Origin of the sequence: Oribacterium sp. HCP3S3_B9, assembly GCF_052064255.1 — a bacterium.
Taxonomy (GTDB): Bacteria; Bacillota; Clostridia; order Lachnospirales; family Lachnospiraceae; genus Oribacterium.
On record NZ_JBQHVY010000001.1, the window covers coordinates 158,278 to 178,822 of the forward strand.

General features: G+C 53.6%; 18 protein-coding genes. 3 read left to right on the forward strand and 15 right to left on the reverse strand.

The window, feature by feature from the left end:
• Positions 1 to 219: 219 nt before the first annotated feature.
• Positions 220 to 1,137 carry a LysR family transcriptional regulator gene (locus ACTNC3_RS00705; RefSeq protein ID WP_441226145.1) on the forward strand — a complete coding sequence of 306 codons (918 nt, stop codon included), beginning with the start codon at positions 220 to 222 and terminating at the stop codon, positions 1,135 to 1,137.
• 118 nt (positions 1,138 to 1,255) lie between these two features.
• Here the strand turns inward: ACTNC3_RS00705 and ACTNC3_RS00710 are convergent, their stop codons facing one another.
• Complete coding sequence (locus ACTNC3_RS00710) at positions 1,256 to 1,471, reverse strand: type II toxin-antitoxin system Phd/YefM family antitoxin (protein ID WP_441226146.1); 216 nt, start codon at positions 1,469 to 1,471, stop codon at positions 1,256 to 1,258.
• 177 nt (positions 1,472 to 1,648) lie between these two features.
• Here ACTNC3_RS00710 and ACTNC3_RS00715 point away from each other — a divergent pair, with 177 nt between their 5' ends.
• Positions 1,649 to 2,716, forward strand: a complete 1,068-nt coding sequence (locus tag ACTNC3_RS00715; protein WP_441226147.1) for a LysR family transcriptional regulator — start codon at positions 1,649 to 1,651, stop codon at positions 2,714 to 2,716.
• A 66-nt stretch (positions 2,717 to 2,782) separates the two neighbouring features.
• Here the strand turns inward: ACTNC3_RS00715 and ACTNC3_RS00720 are convergent, their stop codons facing one another.
• The 6 genes from ACTNC3_RS00720 to ACTNC3_RS00745 form a co-directional block, all read right to left on the reverse strand.
• Positions 2,783 to 3,727: an AEC family transporter gene (locus tag ACTNC3_RS00720; RefSeq protein WP_410042464.1), complete on the reverse strand. Its 945-nt coding sequence runs from the start codon at positions 3,725 to 3,727 to the stop codon at positions 2,783 to 2,785.
• A 239-nt stretch (positions 3,728 to 3,966) separates the two neighbouring features.
• Positions 3,967 to 5,142: an isocitrate/isopropylmalate family dehydrogenase gene (locus ACTNC3_RS00725; RefSeq protein ID WP_441226148.1), complete on the reverse strand. Its 1,176-nt coding sequence runs from the start codon at positions 5,140 to 5,142 to the stop codon at positions 3,967 to 3,969.
• Between the two features lie 220 nt (positions 5,143 to 5,362).
• Entirely contained in the window at positions 5,363 to 6,238 is an 876-nt protein-coding gene (locus tag ACTNC3_RS00730) for a LysR family transcriptional regulator (RefSeq protein WP_441226149.1), read from the reverse strand.
• A 192-nt stretch (positions 6,239 to 6,430) separates the two neighbouring features.
• Complete coding sequence (locus ACTNC3_RS00735; RefSeq protein WP_441226150.1) at positions 6,431 to 8,413, reverse strand: aconitate hydratase; 1,983 nt, start codon at positions 8,411 to 8,413, stop codon at positions 6,431 to 6,433.
• Between the two features lie 337 nt (positions 8,414 to 8,750).
• Complete coding sequence (locus ACTNC3_RS00740) at positions 8,751 to 9,335, reverse strand: nitroreductase family protein (RefSeq protein ID WP_410042460.1); 585 nt, start codon at positions 9,333 to 9,335, stop codon at positions 8,751 to 8,753.
• A 15-nt stretch (positions 9,336 to 9,350) separates the two neighbouring features.
• A complete protein-coding gene (locus ACTNC3_RS00745; protein ID WP_410042459.1) occupies positions 9,351 to 10,004 on the reverse strand; it encodes an HAD hydrolase-like protein in 654 nt (217 codons plus the stop codon).
• A 268-nt stretch (positions 10,005 to 10,272) separates the two neighbouring features.
• Here ACTNC3_RS00745 and ACTNC3_RS00750 point away from each other — a divergent pair, with 268 nt between their 5' ends.
• Entirely contained in the window at positions 10,273 to 11,199 is a 927-nt protein-coding gene (locus tag ACTNC3_RS00750; protein ID WP_410042458.1) for a LysR family transcriptional regulator, read from the forward strand.
• A 142-nt stretch (positions 11,200 to 11,341) separates the two neighbouring features.
• Here ACTNC3_RS00750 and ACTNC3_RS00755 read toward each other — a convergent pair whose 3' ends face one another.
• The 8 genes from ACTNC3_RS00755 to nrdD all read right to left on the reverse strand — a co-directional run bounded on the left by ACTNC3_RS00755 (position 11,342) and on the right by nrdD (position 20,405).
• Positions 11,342 to 12,202 (reverse strand): YitT family protein, encoded by an 861-nt coding sequence (locus ACTNC3_RS00755; RefSeq protein WP_441226151.1) that lies wholly within the window; start codon positions 12,200 to 12,202, stop codon positions 11,342 to 11,344.
• 205 nt (positions 12,203 to 12,407) lie between these two features.
• Positions 12,408 to 13,316 carry a hypothetical protein gene (locus tag ACTNC3_RS00760; RefSeq protein ID WP_410042456.1) on the reverse strand — a complete coding sequence of 303 codons (909 nt, stop codon included), beginning with the start codon at positions 13,314 to 13,316 and terminating at the stop codon, positions 12,408 to 12,410.
• Between the two features lie 127 nt (positions 13,317 to 13,443).
• Positions 13,444 to 14,781: a 2-hydroxycarboxylate transporter family protein gene (locus ACTNC3_RS00765; RefSeq protein WP_441226152.1), complete on the reverse strand. Its 1,338-nt coding sequence runs from the start codon at positions 14,779 to 14,781 to the stop codon at positions 13,444 to 13,446.
• A gap of 256 nt (positions 14,782 to 15,037) precedes the next feature.
• The gene (gene aroD / locus ACTNC3_RS00770; RefSeq protein WP_441226153.1) at positions 15,038 to 15,844 is read right to left on the reverse strand and encodes a type I 3-dehydroquinate dehydratase; all 807 of its coding nucleotides are present in this window, start codon (positions 15,842 to 15,844) and stop codon (positions 15,038 to 15,040) included.
• Between the two features lie 43 nt (positions 15,845 to 15,887).
• Entirely contained in the window at positions 15,888 to 16,364 is a 477-nt protein-coding gene (gene nrdR / locus ACTNC3_RS00775) for a transcriptional regulator NrdR (protein ID WP_410042453.1), read from the reverse strand.
• Complete coding sequence (locus tag ACTNC3_RS00780; protein WP_441226154.1) at positions 16,361 to 17,335, reverse strand: DUF975 family protein; 975 nt, start codon at positions 17,333 to 17,335, stop codon at positions 16,361 to 16,363. Before ACTNC3_RS00780 ends, nrdR begins: the two co-directional genes overlap by 4 nt.
• A 159-nt stretch (positions 17,336 to 17,494) precedes the next feature.
• Positions 17,495 to 18,052: an anaerobic ribonucleoside-triphosphate reductase activating protein gene (gene nrdG, locus ACTNC3_RS00785; protein ID WP_441226155.1), complete on the reverse strand. Its 558-nt coding sequence runs from the start codon at positions 18,050 to 18,052 to the stop codon at positions 17,495 to 17,497.
• Positions 18,053 to 18,158: 106 nt separating this feature from the next.
• A complete protein-coding gene (nrdD, locus tag ACTNC3_RS00790) occupies positions 18,159 to 20,405 on the reverse strand; it encodes an anaerobic ribonucleoside-triphosphate reductase (RefSeq protein ID WP_441226156.1) in 2,247 nt (748 codons plus the stop codon).
• Positions 20,406 to 20,545: the final 140 nt, after the last annotated feature.

A 20,545-nucleotide genomic window follows, 5' to 3' on the forward strand; every position in this document is an offset into this window, starting at 1 on the left:
ACTCGGAGGGCTCACATCAGAAGCACAGTACTTCGAGTCCCCCTGGCTGAATATGAACATTTGAATTCTTTCTGTTATATGAATTGTATCCTAAAAAGCCATATCGCAGAATCCGATATTTTGATATGCTTAATATCGGAAATATCGATATTAAGCATGTTTTCAAGCTAATTCAAGATAACTAATAATCACTACTAAATTTCATCTGGAGACCAGCAAATGGAACTGAAGGATCTTAATTTTCTGATTGCGATTTATGAGGAGAGGAGTATTTCGCGGGCGGCGGAGCGTCTCAATATGGCGCAGTCGAGTCTGTCGCAGTTTCTCTCGAATTATGAGCGGGCGCTTGGGTACCGGATCTTCGTGCGCACGGCGAGTGGTGTGCGTCCGACGGAGGCGGGGGAGCTGCTACTCTCCTATGCCTATAAAGCGACGGCGGAGTACAAGCGCGTCCAGGATGAGATGCAGGATACAGCGAATCTGAAAAGCGGCAGTGTTATTCTCGGCATCAATACATTTCGGGGATCCTATATGCTGCCGCCGGTGCTGAATGCCTTTCATATGAAGTATCCAAACATCCATGTGAAGGTCGTCGATGGTCGTACGCGTATGCTCGAGCAGCTCCTCACGAATGGAGATCTCGATCTCGCCCTGCTGGCCACCCCGGATAAACACAGTCGGATCGAGGCGGAGTACCTGATGACGGATGAGATCTGTCTCATCACGAGCCCGACACATCCGATCATGAAAAAGGCGAAAAAAAATCGGCAGCACAGCGGAACCTCGCGGATTCCGATGTATGTCGATCTTCAGGATGCGGCGAACTATGAATTTAATCTCTGTGGCACGGATACGATGCTCGGGCAATATGCCCGTCGTATCTTTCTGAAAAATGAGCTCACGCCCATCACGTATAATGATAACATGTCGGTCCTGCTGGCTTCCTCGCTCGGAGCCGCCGGGCAGGGGCTCGCCTTCACCTACTACAGTTCCCGTCACTACTTCCGAAACGCGGAGTTCCTGTCCCTCGGAAAGGATGGTGGTACCATCGAGATCTCGACGGCACTGGCACCAGGACGCTACCACAGCAAAGCCACACTCGCGCTTCGGAATGTGATGCATGAGATCCTGATGTAAGCATGCAAAAACCGCCGGTAAACGGCGGTTTTTAGTACATCATCCTTCTTCACGACTTACGAGGAGACTGATAAATTCTTTCGGAGTAAAAACCGGTAGGGACGATTTGCTGTAATATTCATATCTGATTCAGTCGCTCCTCTCTTGCTTCTTCAAGTGTCATGTCAGCTGGAAGCACACCGAACAGAGACTTTGCAACGTCAATTTTGTCCTGCTGTGGATTCGACAGCTTTGCAACGATTTTTCCATTACGCGTTATATAAATATCTTCCGTTCTGGCAAGCATCAGATACTTTCCCAGGTTACTCTTTAATTCCGTAGCCGTTATCAACATATGACTGTCCCTCCCTTTTGCGTCTTCATCATACCATCACCGTACGATTTCTTCGATATTACGCACTATTTATTTTGAGATTTGTACGATTCCATACTAGCATATAGAATTAATCTATGAATAATACAGGTTTTAATATATAATAGACTTTGACATTTATCTGACGGAGGCATGCGTATGGACTTCAGGGAGCTGAGCTACATCATCGCGGTGGCGGATCATCATAGCGTGACGGAAGCGGCGAAGAAGCTGTATATTTCACAGCCTTCCCTGAGTTACATCATCTCGAAGGTGGAGGAGGATCTCGGGGTGAAGCTGCTTGACCGGAAGACGAATCCGATCTCGCTGACCTATGCCGGTGAGCGCTATGTGAAGACAGCGCGGGAGATTATGCTGCTGAAGGATAATCTCCGGCGGGAGCTCGCAGATATCGGCCATGGGCAGAAAGGGCGCATCAACATTGGCATCCCGACGGAGCGGGCGGGCTACATGCTGCCGAAGGTGATCGGGCCGTTCCGGGCACAGTTTCCGAACATCGAGATCCATCTTCAGGAATCAAAATCCGAGGAGATTATCACGAATCTCATAAATGATAAGATTGCTTTCTGTGTGCTGCCGGGAGGCACAGATCATCTGCCGGTGGGCGTGAAGACGGAGTACATCTATACGGAGCGTCTGTTTCTCGTCGCCGGAAAGGATATGATTGCGGAGGAGATGCTGGTTTCCCCGGGTGGACGTATGGCGCGTGATGCCTCGAACATCCTCGAAGACCTTCCGGAGGTCGACCTTCGGAAGCTGCGGGATCTTCCGTTCATCATCATGAAGCGCGGCCAGTACATCCGGCGAAAGGTAGATGATATTTTTCGTCGCTTTGATTTTCTGCCGAAGGAAATCATGGAGGTATCGAGCTGCATCTCTGCAACGCAGCTGGCGGCCTCCGGTCTCGGCGTAACCATCGTGCCGGAACGTGCCATCGTGCCGTTCCAGAATCCGAATTTCAGTGTTTACAATTACGGCCCGACGCCGGACTGCTGGGAAGTCAATGCGGTCTATAAGGAAAGCATTTACCTCGGCGAGGCAGAGCGCGGCCTGATCGAAACGATGCAACAGGTGTTTGGAGCGGAAAGCGGCGATGGCCGACGCCAGTGCGGCATATACGCAGAAAACCATCCACACAACGCTCGACACGCTGACGGAGGAAGAAAGAGAAATCCTCATGAGCGGCTGCCTGATCAACCACTTTAAAAACGACTGATAAACAAAAACCGCCGATGACCGGCGGTTTTTTTATACAGCAAAAATAAAGGAAGTTCAGATCAGTCCGAGCGTCTTCACGAGCCACAGCCAGAAGGTGAGGGAAAACGCGCTGAAGAGCGTCGTCAGCATCACCACCGACGAGGTTAGTGTACCCTCGTGGTGCATGTTCCTCGCCATCACATAGCAGCTCACGGTCGTGGCAGAGCCGAGCATGACGAGAATCGCCACCAGCTTCTCGGTACGGAAGCCGAGCGCGACCGCCATCGGCAGAAAGAGGATATTAAAGCCGATGAGCTTCAGGAACGTGGCTCCGAAGGCCGGACCCAGCTTGCCGAAGGCCTTCTTAAAATCAAACATCGCGCCCATCGCCATCAGGCCGAGCGGGGTGCCGAGTGCCCCGACCTTGCTGCAGGTCGTGATCAGGATCTTCGGCTGCGGGATACGGAGAAGCGACCAGAGAAGACCCACCAGAATACCGATGATGATCGGATTCGTCACGATACCACGGGCGGTCTTTGAGAGCGTCTTCTTATCGAGTCCCGTATTCTCCGGATCGGTCAGGCTGAGTGCCACGACGGCCATCACATTATAAAGCGGTACCGCACCGATGATCATAAGCGGCGCCATGCCGGCGGTACCATAGATATTCTCGATGAAAGCCACCCCGATCAGGGAGGCACTCGAACGGTACGCCGCCTGTACAAATTCGCCGCGCTCTGCATGGTTATGAAGCATCCGTGACAGAAGTGCAGCGATGAGGACGCTCAGCAGCGTCGCGACGAAGCAGAATACGACAAAACGGGTATCCCAGGCTTCGCGGATGTCGAGTGCCGATACCTGCACGAACAGGTTCACCGGCAGTGGTATCAGAAATACAAACTTGTTTAACTTACTTGCAAAATCTGTATCAAGCCAGCCGATCTGGTGCAGCGCATAGCCCAGTACCATCATAAGAAAGATCGGCATCGTTGCATTGAGACTGAAGATCAGATTTTCCATAGAATTCTCTATATCCTTTCACATCATACCCCAAAGGCTGTCCCTTGAGCTGCGCCCGATTTCGGAAGCATACCCGATTCGGTCCGGCACAAGGAGCTGTCCCCTAGTATACGCCGACTTTTCTTCGATGGATAATCGATATTTCATATCGAAGTCATACAGACTGCTTATACACTCTTTTTGATTTTCAACATGTGCTTTTCGGTCTCATACAGTTTCTGGTGCTGTTCCAGATTCCGTTACTTCTCCAGACCCTGGATGGTCTCGATGAGGTAATCGGTGAACTCGGCTGCGGATGCATCCTTGGTCTCGGTGGTCAGTACGACCTTGCGCTCAGTGACGGTGCAGATCTCCAGTGCCTGATCGAGGATGGCCTTCCGGTCACCATAGCCGATGTGCGCCATCATCTCACCCATCGCACGGATGAGGGAGCATGGGTTTGCGTAATTGCCACGACCATGACTCATGAGGTATGGTGCGGTACCATGGATTGCCTCGAAGAGTGCGTACTGGTTACCGATGTTGGAGCTGGATGCGGTACCGAGACCACCCTGAAGCTCCGCTGCGACATCGGTTACGATATCACCGTAAAGGTTTGGAAGAACCACGACCTGGATGCCGGCGTTAAACTCCGGATCCGTCATCTTCGCTGCCATCGCATCGACGAGTTTGTCCTGAACCTCGATCTCCGGATACTCCTCGGCACCGATGCGGTGAACGGTCTTCAGGAAGTTACCATCCGCAAGCTTTACGATGTTGGACTTTGTAACGACGGTCACGTTGGTCTTTTCATTCTTACGCGCAAACTCGAACGCGGCACGTGCGATGCGCTCTGCGCCCGGCTTCGTGCAAACCTTGAAATCGATGCCGAGATCCTCATTGACCTCGATGCCCTTGTTTCCCCAGATGTACTCACCCTCGATGTTCTCGCGAAAGAAGGTCCAGTCGATGCCCTTCTCTGGCATCTTGATCGGACGTACGGCTGCGAAGAGGTTGAGACCTCTGCGAAGCAGGGAGTTTGCGGATACAAGGTTTGGATATGGATCGCCAGGTCTCGGGGTCACGAACGGACCCTTCACGAGTACGTCACACTTCTTGCACTCCTCCATCACGTCCTCTGGAAGTGACTCCATAAGCTCGGATCTGCGCTCAATGGTCATGCCCGGGATCTCGTGAAGCTCGACACGGCCGGAGGCGATCTCCTCCTTCAGAAGCTCATTTACGACACGAACCGCCTGCTCCATGATGATCGGGCCGATGCCATCGCCCGGCAGGATGCCGACCTTGATATGTGAAAGCTTCGAGAAGTCCTTCACCTCACTGTCCTTCTTCATCGCCTCGATGCGTGCATTCTCGTTACGGATCAGCTCACCGAACTTCGCTTCTGCTGCCTTGATCTGCTCTTCTGTAATCATCGTTTTTCTCCTTTTCGCTCGCCTTTTCAGACGCTTTGCTGTATTCATCACCGAATGCACTACCTTCTATCCGTACATTCTTTTATAGAAAGTATAATGGCGAGCTCATATATAGTAAAATATATAAAGAAGTATGTATATTATCACATTTCTTCTATGATGGAATCAATGACTGATGCATCACAACGGCTACAGTGATGATAAATTTCTGTCGCATCGATCATCTTCTGATCTTTACATTTTTCTCTACATAACGAATCAGTTCATCGACCACCGCCCGCCGGTTTTTCTCCTTTTTATAGATAAACCAGCTGTTACGCGAAATCTGCTTCCTATCTTTCGTAAAAAGAGGCGTCAGCGTCAGATGATACTCATTGACGAAATTATCCGGCAGAAAACACAGAAGATACTTGTTTCCTTCGGCGATGCTTCGGAATGCAAATTCGATATAACCTGCATCCTCCGATGGTGCCGGAAGTTCCGTACCGAAGCGTTCTGTCCACCAGTCCGCAATCTGGCCGATGGTCTTCTGATTTGTCTGGTAGGCCACCTGATCCATCGCGGGCAACTGGTCCATATCCACAGGATCCTTCGTCACACAGTATGCTGCGGTATGATCGACGAGCTCATGGTATACACCGGCGGTATAGTCCGAGCGGATAAACGCCGCATCGAGCTTCCCCTCCATCAGCATCTCATACAGATAATTACTCTGTTTATTGATGACACGTATACTGATGTTCGGATGCGCTGCAGTAAACGGATTCAGCACATCATAAAGTGAGTACTTCGTATAGGTATACGCTGACCCGAGAAGAATCGTCTCCTTGTGTTCCTCCCGAAGCTTCCGAAGCCCCTCCTGCGTCTCGTTTTCCAGCTGCAGATACTTTTCCGCCATCTGAAACAGGAACTCCCCCTCCTTTGTAAACGTCACGCCCTGTGGCGTCCGCTCCACGATCCGGCACTCGAGCTCCTCCTCCATCGACTGCAGCCGCTTCGTAATCGCCGACTGCGACTTATAGAGAAGCCCCGACACCTTCGTGATGCTCGGATTCTGGTGCAGCTCATAGATAATCTTCCAGTCACTGTCCCGCATAAAAAACCTCCTTCGTGATGTCATCTATCATACCATCACGAGAGAGGTTTGCCTCATACTATTCTGCTGATTCGACGTATCCGGTTTTTTCTATCGGCCTGTCCTTCACACCATTCAGCCAATGCTTCCGGCGCGACATCCTCACGATGCCTCTGCGGTCACGAAGCCGCCGCTTCCAGCATCATATTCTCTTTACTGTTCGAGCTCCTCTGCCTTGAGAACCCCCATCTCGACGAGCTGCTGCTTCAGGTAGCGGAGCTGTCCACCGGCGAGCACGACGGCGAGCTCGGCATCGGAAAGCTCGAGTCGGCACTTGAAGCTGAACTCCTTCGTCACGTCGCGTACGATGACCTCTCTCGTCGGAATCTGCGCGGTGAAATCATCGATGGCGAGTTCGTCCATCTGCTCGATTTTTTCGTAATCCGCCGGATTCTCGAACATCATCGGCACAACGCCGTGATTTATGAGATTACCCTTATGGATACGGGCGATGCTCTTTGCGATGACCGCCTTCACACCGAGGTACATCGGGTTGATGGCGGCATGCTCACGAGAGGAACCCTGTCCATAGTTCTCACCACCAACGATGATCGACTGCACGAGTTCTCTTGCACGCTCTGAAAATTCCGGATCATAACGGTTATAGCAGTACTTCGACATCAGCGGGATGTTCGAACGCATCGAGGAGAACTCGGCACCGGCCGGTGTGATATCATCGGTCGAAATATTGTCCCCAGCTTTTAATGAGATTCGTACGTTCAGGTTTTTCTTCGGCTTCTCCGGTACCGGAAGGAAGGCGATATTCGGTCCCTTCAGAACCTTCACCTTCGCACGCTCCTCTTCCGGAAGTGGCGGGATGATCATCGCATCATCGACGATGTAGTGTACCGGCTCCTGGATCGCAGCGAGCTTTTCCACATCCGCGCCCATGATTTCCTCCGCCGTTGCGAATGTGCCCTTGATGGCCGTTGCTGCCGCCGTCTCCGGAGACACCAGATAAATATTGGCATTCGGTGAACCAGCGCGGCCACGGAAGTTACGGTTCGAGGTACGAACGGCGACACCATTCGTCGGTGGCACCTGACCGATCGCACAGCATGGTCCACAGCTCAGCTCCAGGATACGCACACCGGCGTCGATCAGCATATCGAGGTAGCCGTCCTTCAGAAGCTGCTTATAGATCTGCTTGCTGGCGATCCCTGCCGTACACTGAAGATTTTCATGGACATGACGTCCCTTCATCACGAGGGCGGCCTTTGCAAAATCGCTGTAGGAGCCGTTGGTGCAGGAGCCCATGAAGACCTGCTCGACCACCGGATGCTCCTCGAGGGTGCTCATCGGTACAACATTATCCGGCTGATGTGGCAGCGCGATGAGTGGCTCGAGACTGCTCAGGTCGAGGTTCATCTCCTCATCGTACTCTGCATCTTCGTCCGGAAGGAATTCTCTATACTGCTCACCACGCTCCTGTGCCTCCATAAACGCCTTCACGATTTCATCCGCCGGAAAGATCGAGGTGGTGGCACCCATCTCCGCACCCATGTTCGCGATGGTGAGACGCTCCGGTACAGACAGCGTCTTTACACCCTCGCCGACGTACTCGAAGACCTTTCCGAGACCGCCCTTGATGGTGACACGGCGAAGCATCTCGAGGACGACTTCCTTTGCGTTCACACCGGCCTTCAGCCTGCCCGTGAGGTTCACCTTGACAACCTTCGGCATCGTAAGACGCATCGGAATGCCTGCCATCGCGGTCGTGATGTCCATGCCACCGACACCGATCGACAGCATGCCGACGGCACCACCCGATGGGGTATGGCTGTCACCACCCATCAGAAGCTCACCCGGGATCGCGAAACGGGAGGTCTGTACCATGTGGCAGATACCGTTTCCCGGTCTCGATACATATACGCCGGTCTTCTCTGCGATGGTCCTAAGATAGTTATGATCGTCCGGCGTCTTGAAATCGATATACAGCAGATTATGATCCAGATACGATACTGAAGTCTTCACCTGCGTCGGAATGCCCAGCTGCTCGAAGCCGAGATAGGTCATGACCGCATTGATATCGTGGGTCAGGGTCTGATCGACCATTACAAATACATCCTCGCCCGGTACCATCGCCCCCTTCACCATGTGGGAACGGATGATCTTTCTCGTTAATGAATCGCCCATGTTTACCTCCTGAAATAAACCATGTTTCCATCCACTCTTTTCATGCGGCCGTCTGTCCTCAGATATTCTCGCATGTGCGACGCAGGGGCAAAAAGAAATAGTTTATGTCACTATCCGTCATGAAAGTGGTTATTTATTTATCATTCTGTACTTCGATTGTACTGTGCCACGCATGTGAAAAGGAAATGCAATTAACAAATAAGGGCATTCCATAATGGAATGTCCTTACCTGAATGTTTCTTTTATTCATAGATTTCATCTGCTCAACCGTCGTATTACAGTTTACCAGTGTTTACTCAGTTTTACCTGACTCAAGTAAAACTGAGTAAAATCGATTTTATTCCTTTTCCAGCACGATGTCCTCGAGCGCGCGCTTCGGCACGTAGTGGGTGCCGTTTTCATCGCGATAATAATTCACGTCGCCGTTCTCCAGTACCGGAACCAGCTCGATCTTCTCTGCCGGCGCACCGATGGCGATGACCAGCACCGGCACGAGACTCTCTGAAAGTCCCAGCACCTCGGTCAGTGGCTTCAGACCGAAGTTCCGAATCATGAGGCAGCCGAGACCCTTCTCCGTCGCTGCCAGCGTAATCGTCTGTGCGGCGATGCCGACGTCGATCATCGCCGCCTGCATGTTCGGCTGAATGTCACTATCCTGCAGGATGATCACGAACGCGGTCGGATGCGTGCCCGGCTTCGGAAGGTGGAGCTCCGGAAGGGCGGCTGCCCACTTCGTCGTCGCGAGGATGGCCTCCACCTCCTCGTGTTCCGTCGAAATATAGTACTTAAGTGGCTGCTTGTTACCGCCGGACGCGGTCAGACGGGCCATATCCACCATATCGATGAGCTCGTCTCTCGTCACCTTGCGATCCTCATGATAGCCACGATAGCTTCTGTCTTTTAATACCAGATCCTTCAGCATAGCTTTCTCCTTTTACTAAATCCCGATCACGGAGAGGATCTCCTTCGGGGAATCCACGATGTACATGGCGCCTGCATTGACCAGCTCTGCACGGTCGCCGAAGCCGTAGGTGACGCCGATGGAATCGACACCTGCCTCGACGGCACCCTCGATATCAAACATGCGGTCACCGATCATGACGCAGTCCGCCTTGTCGAGCTTAAGCGCTTCGACGGCCCGGTTGATGAGGCGTGCCTTCCGGCTGTCATGGTCACCAAGCTCCGGGCCGGTCTGATAGCAGAAGTACGGCGCGAAGCCGAAGTGCTCGAGGATACGCTCTGCGAAGATGTGCGGCTTCGAGGTCACGAGGACGAGCTTACGCTCACTCGCCTGAATCGCACGGAAAACGTCCTCGATACCGGCATATGGGGTGGCGTCAAAGATGCCATCGGTCGGATAGACCTCGCGGTAGAGGGCGACGGCACGCTCCGCGTCCTGCGGATTCATGCCATAGAAGTTTGTGAAGCTGTCCATAAGGGACGGGCCGACAAACTTCCGAAGCTTTTCCTCCGGCTCATTCGGGTAGCCGAAGTGGTCGAGCGCGTACTGTACAGATTTCATGATGCCAGGACCGGAGTCCATGATCGTTCCATCGAGGTCGAAAAGAATGGCGGTATAGTTCTTCTTCATATCATTTCTCTTTCTGCTTTCTGATGATCCCGTAATGAGAATGATCGAAGATAGCGTCTCTCGGTTCGTTCTCAGTCGGCATCCGTAAATGCTGATTTTATTTCGTATGCAATTTATCTTAGCATATTGATTCCGGCTGTGGTACAGTTAAGTTTATCTGTTTGTATAAAACGCAAAGGCAGTGATGAACTCCCGGTATACATCTGTATCTTTCGGGAGCAGCAGGCATGTTTTTCCGCCACACGTAAACCAGATGGAAGGATAGATTATGACCACACGTGAACTTCTCTATGTAAAAACCACCGCCGACACCGGCAATATCTCGAAGGCTGCAAAGAAGCTCTTCGTCACGCAGCCTTCGCTCTCGCAGTCACTGCAGCGCATCGAGGACTCGATCGGCACGAAGATCTTCGTGCGCAGCCCCGATGGTCTGAAGCTCACCTTCGCCGGTGAAAAGTACTATCAGATGGCCTGCCAGGTGCTGAAGATCTATGATGACTTCTCATCGGAAATCACGGATATCAATGATCTGAAGGTCGGTCATATCAGCTTCGGTGTCACGCATCACCTCGGTGCGATCGTCCTGCCGCAGATTCTTCCAGAGTACAATGCACTCTATCCGGGCATCTCCATCGACCTGTTCGAGGGCTCCACTGAACCGCAGGAGCAGCATCTGATCTCCGGCGAGATGGACTTCTCCATCATGCATGCGCCGGTCTACGATGTGCTCGCGAACCCGTCACTTCAATACGAGGTACTGAAGCGCTATTCCTTTATCATCGCGATGTCCCGGAATAATCCACTGACTGAAAAGGCTGTACCGACGCCGGGCTATCCTTATCCGGTGCTGGATGTAAAGCTGCTCGCCGACCAGCCGCTGCTGACGCTGCATAAGGAGCAGCGTATCCGCCATGTCACGGATTCCGTGTTGCGGAAGGCCGGGATCCAGCCAGAGATCCGCCTTCTGTGCCGAAACTACATGAGCCTCGAGAAGCTCGCCGCCGAGGGCATGGGCGTGACCATGCTCCCATCCGAGTATGTCGCCGCAAACAGTTTCGAAAACCCGCCGGCCTTCTTCTCGATCGATGCCTCCTACCCGGCCTACTGGGATCTCTGCATCGCGACACTGAAGGGTGCCTTTCTCTCGAAGGCCGACGAGTACCTGCTCGAGATTCTCCGAAAGAAATTCAGCTGAGACTCCCGTCCTCGCCGCCCGGAGTCGCCGGGCGAAGCACGAAATTCCCGTGACGAGATGACATACCCGCCGGAGACATTGCCCGGACATAAAAAGCCGCCCACAGCATACGACTGTGCGCGGCTTTTACGTTTATTCAGATTTAATCCTTCGGCTTCATGTAGAAGCGTCCGGAGAGCTCGGTCGTGCGGATGGAGTTCACGAAGGCATGCGCATCGATATCACGGATGCGCTTGATCACATGACGGGCGCTGTCCGCCGCGATGACGGAGTAGAGCACCTGATGATCCTTATGCTCATGGGAACCCTCGGCGTGCATGATGGACGCACCATGATGGGTTTCATCGAAGATCATCTTCGCGATCTCCTCTGCCTTATCCGTAACGACAAAGAGCGTCTGGCGCTGGAAATCACGGTAGAGGGTATGCAGGGTCTGGGTGGACACATACTGGAACACGATCGAATACAGCGCCTTATCCCAGCCGAAAAGCACACCAGCGGCACCGAGAATCAGGACATTGAAGCCGAGAATCAGGTTCCAGGTCTCCATGCCGCGCTTCTGGCTGAGGTAGATGGCGATGAAATCCGTACCACCGGTGGTCGCATCTACACTCAGGCAGAGGCTGATGACCACACCGTTGATGATACCGCCGAAGACGGCGATCAGCAGGGTGTCATAGGTGATTACATGCGCCGGCATCATATCGGTGAAAAAGCCGGTCAGGAGAATCATGATCAGCGAGAAGAAGGTGAACTTCTTTCCGATGAAGCGGAAACCGATATAGACCGGGATCGCATTCAGCAGGATATTGATCGGCGAGTATGGAATCTCATGTGGCAGATACATCTGGCTGATACGCTGGATCAGGATCGTCAGTCCCGTCGCACCACCCGGATAGAGTCCACCGGTACGGACAAATGTTTTGATATTGATCGCCATCAAGAGCGAGGCCAGCACCACGGTAATCAGACGGCGCAGATCCTTCTTCGCTTCGATTTTCATTTCTACTCCTCCTGCCCCATGGCAGATATGATAAAACACATAAAAAGCAGGCCCATCAGAACCCGCAAACATATTAGTCATATCAGATATTCATATATCTTGCAAGATAAATCCACTTTTTTCTCTATTCTCTTTATCGTTCGGGTAACAGTTCAGCTAAGGGGCCCCTTAGCTGAACGCTTACGCTTAAAAGACGCACCGGTCATCACTCCCGGATAACCACGAAGCCGTCACTGTCCTCTTCGCCGATTTTCTCACCGTGCTCGTCGCGGAAGGCCTTCGTATATTTCGTATATGCCTCCGGATGTGCGAGGAGTTCATCGGCGCGTTTCTCGGTATACAGACCCTTCCGGTCTGCGATGATGGCCTCAAGATAAGCATTCGCCTTCTCCTGATCACCGGTACGAAGCGCATACTCGGCGAGCTCAAGCTGCATCTCCTTCCGGTAGATGGCATTTCCGGCGTACTGAACCTCCTCCTCGAGATACGGGATGTCCGCATCCAGGCGTCCCTCTGCCGCCGCGATCCGCGCCTCATGCACACGAATCTGCTGCGCGAGGTTTTCAGCGAGCCGTGCGGCACGCTTTTCCGAAACCACCTTCAGCTTCTTCAGATCCTCGATCTGAAAGCTCGCCGCCTCGAGATCACCGCGCAGAATCTGCAGATTTGCCTTCTGATTTACGATGAGCGCAGAGCTCGTCAGCGCATGGATACGAAGTTCGTCCGGCTTCAGATCCTTCACCGCATCCCAGGCACCCTCGAAATCACCGAGCGCTTCCTTCGCAAAGGAAATCCAGTGCTGACCGTTCGCATACTCTGCGAGATTCTTTGGGACACGGGCATTGACCGCCTCGAAGTTCTGCAGGAAGCCGGCCGGATCCGTATCGGTATAGAGCTGTTTCTGCACGGCCTGCAGACGCTTATTCGCGAGCATCGCGGCGAGCAGACGCCCGACGATGACGCCGGTGAATACCCAGAGTGCCCAGACGAACACCGCTGTCTTATCCGGATTATTCAGAATCCGCCCGTGAAAATAGATGAGGCCGAAGACACCGCCGAGCACCGCGCCGAGAAGCATGATGGCGTTCGCCATCCGCTTGTAGTAAACGATCATAGAAAATCCCCCTTTATGGATGTGATGAAGCTCTTATCAAAAAGGGTCGCCCGCGATGGACGACCCATACTGAACCAGCTGCTTATGGTTCTGCCATATTCAATTGTCAGTTTCTCTACAGCGCGTATTACAGCATGAAGGAGAATACGAAGGCTGCGATGATGAGGACGATACCGCCACCAAGACGAGAAGAAAGCTGTGAGTAAGCGATCAGATCCATACGGTCTGCAGCACCGAGGCACGCGAGGTCGCCGTTACCACCACGGTTTGCCATGCAAAGACCAGCGGTGATCGCGGAATCGATCGGATAGAAGCCTACGAGGTAACCAACCGCTGCGGAACCGATGATGGCACCGATCACGATCATGAGTGCCATGATGATGTTCTTCGGAGCGATCGCGTTAAAGAGCTCTGCGAGGTTGAAGTCTGCGCCCATGCCGACCATGATGATGATACCGAGCTGACCGGAGAAGAAGCTCTGCAGTCTCTTCGCACCAGCACGTACTCTGGCAGGGATGAGACCGGTTGCTGCAAGGATAACGACGAACACGATCATGTACGCATACTTATGAATCGGTGCACCTGCGATCTTCGGAAGGATCTTACCGCTCATGAGCTCGCCGACAGCGAAGCATGCGAATGCAAGAAGAAGTGCGCCTGCGAGGTCGGTGTTGTCGGTCTTCACCTTCTGATCGTCTCTTGCAAGCTCCTCTGCACCACGGATCAGGGTCTTCTTATCACCGGTCAGGGTCGGAACCTTCTCACCGAGTGCGTTCAGCGCTGCGGAAGCGATGATACAGAAGATGTTTGCGATGGTCAGTACGATGATCGCGAAGGAATAGTAGTTCGCTGCAGCATCACCGGTTACCTGCTCATAAATCTGAGAAAGTGGAACGGCACCTGCACCATTACCACCACCCATGATCGGAAGTGTGTACTTGATCAGGGTATCTGAAAACGGAATACCGAAGATGGCACCTGTGATACCACCGAGAATCGCTGCTGCGAGAAGTCCGCCGAGGATCGCCGGGATATAACCTGCGAAGGAACGGATCAGGATGTCACGCTCAAGTGAAAGCACAGAGCCGACGATCAGCATAACGATGAAGAGTTCAAGGAAATTCGCATCATCTGAGATGAAGGAGTTGATTGCATCGAGTCCTGCCTCCGGAATCAGACCGAACTGTCTGAGGAGAGCGACACCGAAGAAGGTTGCGAGAAGTCCGCCACCGATGTACTTGTTCCAGATCGGAACACGCTCACCGATCTCGTTAAAGATGACTGCGAAGCCGAAGCAGATACCCAGTACCGATGTCATGGTCGTTGCGGCCAGCATCACCGGGTTACCGTCCTTCATCTTCGTCACATAGACCGGAAGAAGTACCAGTACGATACAAATGAGAGCCTGCCACCAAGGAAGGCCACCGAGCCAGAGCCCACTTCTAGAGTTTTTGTCTTCTGCCATATTAAAATCCCCCTTTAATATGATTGGAACGAAGCAGCACGTTCCATTTTGATATGACGTTCCAGGAGCTACCTGGATGAATCCTGCGTAAGCAGAGCAGGATTCAATGTTGAATACCGTAACATATTACCATAAGACATTTGCTTTTACAATCATAACTGGTAAATATGGCCATACACTGTTCCCCTGGATGCACAAAAAGGGCTGGCAGCAGAAGCTTCACTCTTCTGTCGCCAGCCCTCCGGTCTCTCCATCGCTAATGAAGCGAAAGCTGTGTCAGCGCTGCCCGCACCGCTTCGATCGGCATCTGTCCAGGTGCACTGCTCTCTCCGACCGTCGCAAAGGTGAGCATGGAGCCAAAGGCCCCACCGACGAGTCGGCTGATTTGACCGATCTCTCCCATCGACATCGTGATGAGCGGATGCGTCGCCGCATCCTCCTCCCGGAAACGGGCCGTCGCCAGAAGAAGCGTGGCGACATCCGAGGTTTTCGTCGGCATGTAGGCCGCTTTCAGGATATCGGCGCCCGTCGCCCGAAGCGCGCGAAGCTTCTCGAGGATTTCCTCGACCGCCGGTGTTTTCTCGAAGTCGTGGTAGGACGCGATGACGCGAACGCCCATTTCATGGGCAAGCGTCATCAGCGCACGACTGTCCTCTGCCGGTGTCGTATCCTCGAGATCGAGGTAATCGAGCCGCGCGGATGCAAGCGCCAGGGTGCAGAACCGCCGGTACGCTGCCGCATCGTTCGGGAAGCTTCCTCCCTGTCGCTGTGTACGGATCGTGAAAAGCAGCTCCTTTCCGGGAAGCAGTGCCCGAAGGCGTGCGATCATCGCCTGCAGCTGCCGGGCGTCCTCCGAAGCCACATCGATCTCTGCACTGCTGCCATCTTCCGCGGCATCCCGAGTGTGTGCAGCGGCCTCCTGTACCGACGGATAGAGCGCCATCGCGAGGTCGAAACGCCACTCCACGACGTCCGCGTCGGTCGCTGCGATGGCGTGGGCCTGCTGCTCAATCTCTGTCTGATTCTGTCCGGTAATCGGAACACATACCTTCACTTTTTCCATACTCTCTCCGCCTTATTCTGTCTCGTCTACGCTTGTCCTGCGCTTACTCCGCACTGCTGTGCTGTGCCTGATTCGTAAGCAGCTTACCGATCTCCTCCACGAAGGTGTTCACGTCCTTAAACTCCCGGTAAACCGAGGCGAAACGGACATAGGCGACCTGATCCACGGACTTCAGCTTATCCATGACGAGCTCTCCGATGCGGGAGGTCGGAACCTCCTTCTCCCCGGTCGAGAAAATCTCGTTCTCGATCTCGTCCACCATCCGGTTGATCTGCGCCGTGGAGATCGGGCGCTTATGGCAGCTGTGGATGATGCCGGCCTCGATCTTCGAGCGATCGTATGGCACGCGACTCTGGTCCTTCTTGATCACCATCATCGGCATGGTTTCAAGCTTCTCATAGGTGGTGAAGCGCTTGCCACACAGCTCGCACTGGCGGCGTCGACGGATGGCTGTGTTCTCATCCGCTGGTCTGGAGTCGATGACCCGGGTATCCTCTGCATTACAAAACGGGCACTTCATAGATTCTCTCCTTCTGTATCCGTGTCTGTTCCTACACTTTCCTGCGTATATTCTCTACGTACATCATCGAAGCTTCGAGATGCGGTTTTCTCATTGCTCGGGTGGACGCCCGTATCCTGCGTCGCCTGATCGGCAGGCTCCTTCACTTCACGATAGTCTGCCTCCTCCACCTCGCGGTACTCTGCCTCCTCGACACCGGACGGATAGTCGTCACTGTAGGCGCTGAGGTAGAAGATCGTCACCGCCTGACTGAGGTAGGGCTGCACGAAGATGCCGGCGAGGCCGAGGGTGAAGACCATAAGCAGTACCCAGCCGAAAAAGCTGAGATACAGACCGAGCAGCTTCATCTTCTTATTTCGCATCATATGGAGCGAGGTCCGGAGTGCCGTCCAGGTGCGCATCGACGGATGGTCCGCGGAGGCCAGCGCTGCCATCGAGAAGTACAGCCCGATCACATACACGATGAAGCTTGTGATCGTCTGCGTCACGCGGTAATCGAAGGTGCCGGTACCGTAGTGATGCCCGATCATGATCTGTGGGATCTCCAGCACAATCTGGATGAACCAGATCACGAGAAGCGTACCGAAGAAGTGCGTCATGTGCGGAAGGTTCCGGAAGCCATGAAACACATCCGTCACGCGGACGCGGCGGCCACGTGCGACCGCGAAATACATCTGCTGCATCCCCAGTGACAGGCCGGCATAGAGCCAGAGCCCGAGAAAGAGGAGCGCGGCGATCACGATGCCGAGCAGTGCCTGGATGGCGAGTGGCACAGCCGGATCCATCCGAAGTGACCAGACGGTGGAGTGCCCGAACAGCGGCGAAAAGCTGCCGAGAACAACGACCGCATACAGCACTACGAAATATGCGAACATCGAAAACAGAATCAGAAAGCCGGCACCGATCACCGCGCCCCAGTTGCCACGCAGCTGGTTCCGGGCGAAGGCACGAATCTGAGTATTTGTCATCATAGGCTCTATCCTCCATGGATATCTTCAGCATGCACGCATGTTCCTTTCATCCAGCTATCCGACATCGTCTTCACCCGCCGAAGCAGGTACGAAGCCGGACGCTTTGCGTGCATAATCAAAAACGGAGCTGTTCTTCACAGCTCCATAAGTATACCACATCTAGAGATGTGCCGTATGTGAAATTGTTGTGTCTTCACCCGGATCCCACTGTATGATGTGGCCGGCCTGCAGCGACTTCTGCACATCGATGGTCCGCTGATTTGACGAGCCCTTGAACAGCAGGGTCACATCCTTCTCCGCCATGATAAACGGCCCATCCACGAGAACATCGATGTAGCTTAGAAGCTCCTTCGTTTCCGGCACCTGATCCACCATCTTTCCGAGAAGATCGCGGTCATAGAGGTAACCGCTGAAGCACCAGAGATCCTTCTCCGGATACAGGGCCTTAAAGCGGCGTACGAGGGACAGCACGGCCGGCTGGTTCTGCGGCTCCATCGGCTCCCCGCCGAGCAGCGTCAGACCCTGGTATGCCGGGTCTGCAAGGTTCCGGAGAATCTCATCCTCCGTTTCCTTCGTGAATTCCTGTCCATAATCAAACGGCCAGGCGATCTCGTTGAAGCAGCCCGGGCACTTATGTGTGCAGCCCGAAACAAACAGGCTCACACGAACCCCCGGACCGTTCGCGATATCAAAATACTTTATTTCTGCGTAATGCACCTCTGCACCTCCTGCCGTTTCCAGAACAGCTGGACCGGTCACCCGATCCAGCTGTTCTGCGTCTTACTTGCGATAGCGTTATTATATTTGAGATAGAGTTATAGGTTTACAGGTGAAGCACTCTGTCCTTGATCTCCTGTGTACGGCCCTGGTTCCAGAACTGGGTACCGATATAGCCACAGGTTCTGCGTGCAACCGACATCTTCGTCTGATCACGGTTTCCGCAGTTCGGGCACTCCCAGACGAGCTTTCCATGCTCATCCTCGATGATCTGGATCTCACCGTCGTAGCCGCAGCACTCACAGTAGTCTGACTTCGTGTTGAGCTCGGCATACATGATGTTGTCGTAGATGAACTTCATGACACTGAGCACCGCCGGGATGTTATTCTGCATGTTCGGCACCTCGACATAGGAGATGGCACCGCCCGGTGACAGCTTCTGGAAATCCGCCTCGAACTTCAGCTTCGTGAAGGCATCGATCTTCTCACGAACATTCACATGATAGGAGTTCGTGATGTAGTTGTGATCCGTAACACCCTCGATCATACCGAAGCGCTTCTGGAGGGCCTTCGCAAACTTGTAGGTCGTCGACTCCATCGGTGTGCCATAGAGTGAGTAGCTGATGTTCTCTTCCTTTCGCCACTCGGCGCACTTGTCATTCAGATGCTGCATAACCTTCAGTGCAAACGGCTTCGCCTCCGGATCGGTATGGGACTTTCCAGTCATACGTACGCACATCTCATAGAGGCCGGCGTAGCCGAGGGACAGGGTGGAGTAGTTTCCGAAGAGAAGCTTATCGATCTTCTCCCCCTTCTTGAGACGTGCCAGTGCGCCATACTGCCAGAGGATCGGTGCGACATCCGAGGTGGTGCCCATCAGGCGCTCATGACGGATACGAAGTGCACGATGGCAGAGCTCCAGGCGCTCATCGAAGATGCGCCAGAAGGCTTCCATATCGCCATGGGCGGAGCAGGCCACGTCCACGAGGTTGATCGTCACCACGCCCTGGTTGAAGCGGCCGTAATACTTATGCTGGCCCTTCACGAAGTTGCCGGCATCGGCCTTATTATCATCGTTGCAGAGGCCCTCCGGCTGCTGCTCGTTATCCGGTGTCAGGAAGGAGCGACAGCCCATGCACGGGTAAACATCGCCCTTATACTCCCGCATCTTCTTCGCCGAGATGTAGTCCGGCACCATGCGCTTCGCGGTGCACTTCGCTGCGAGCTCCGTCAGGTAGTAGTACTTGCTCTCCGGATAGATATTGTCCTCATCCAGTGCGTAGATGATCTTCGGGAAGGCCGGTGTGATCCAGACACCCTTCTCATTCTTGACGCCCTGCATGCGCTGCTTCAGCACCTCCTCGATGACCATCGCGAGGTCATCACGGGTCTGACCCGCCGGTACCTCATCGAGGTACATGAACATCGTAACGAACGGTGCCTGGCCGTTACAGGTCATGAGGGTGATCATCTGATACTGGATGGTCTGTACTCCACGTACGACCTCCTCCTCCAGGCGCTTCTCCACGACCTTCCGTACCTGCTCGTCGGTCATGCTCACGCCGGCCTCTGCATTCTCCTCCAGCACGCGGCCCGTGATCTTCTGACGGGATACGTCCACGAACGGTGCCAGGTGGCTGAGGGTGAAGGACTGTCCGCCATACTGGTTCGATGCCACCTGCGCGATGATCTGTGTCGTGATATTGCAGGCCGTATAGAAGCTGTGCGGCTTCTCGATCATGGTGCCGGAGATCACGGTGCCGTTCTGCAGCATATCCTCGAGATTCACGAGATCACAGTTGTGCTCACGCTGTGCGAAGTAATCAGAATCATGGAAGTGGATGATGCCCTCGCGGTGTGCCTTCGTGATCTCCTCCGGGAGAAGCACACGGTTGGTGAGGTCTCTCGATACATAGCCGGCCATATAGTCACGCTGTGTGGAGTTGATCACCGGATTCTTATTCGAGTTTTCCTGCTTCGCCTCCTCGTTTGACTGATCGAGAAGGGACAGGATTTCTTCATCGGTGGTATTCGCCTTACGCGCCAGCTCACGGGTATAGCGATAGCGCACGTACTTCTGTGCGACCTCATAGCCACGCATCTCCATGATGCCGGTCTCGACCATATCCTGGATCTCCTCGACAGAAACCGCACGGTCCAGCTTCGCGCATTGGCCCGCTACGTTTTCCGCGATGCCCTTGATCTGGTACTCATTCATCTGGTAGATCGGATCGACCTCCTTGTTCGCCTTCCGGATCGCATTCGCGATCTTCGAGATATCGAAGTTTACCTCCTTACCATTTCGCTTGATGACGTTCTGCCTCGACGCGAGGTCCTTTTCCTGTGTTCCCATGACTGTTCTCCCTTTTCTCTTTTATTCCGTCCGACGGATTTTTCTTTTTTATAGTTAACGGTTTACAAAATATTGTTTTTATGCTACTGCTCATATACTATATCTTGTGTGCAGAGTCTACTATACTACGACAGGAGCAA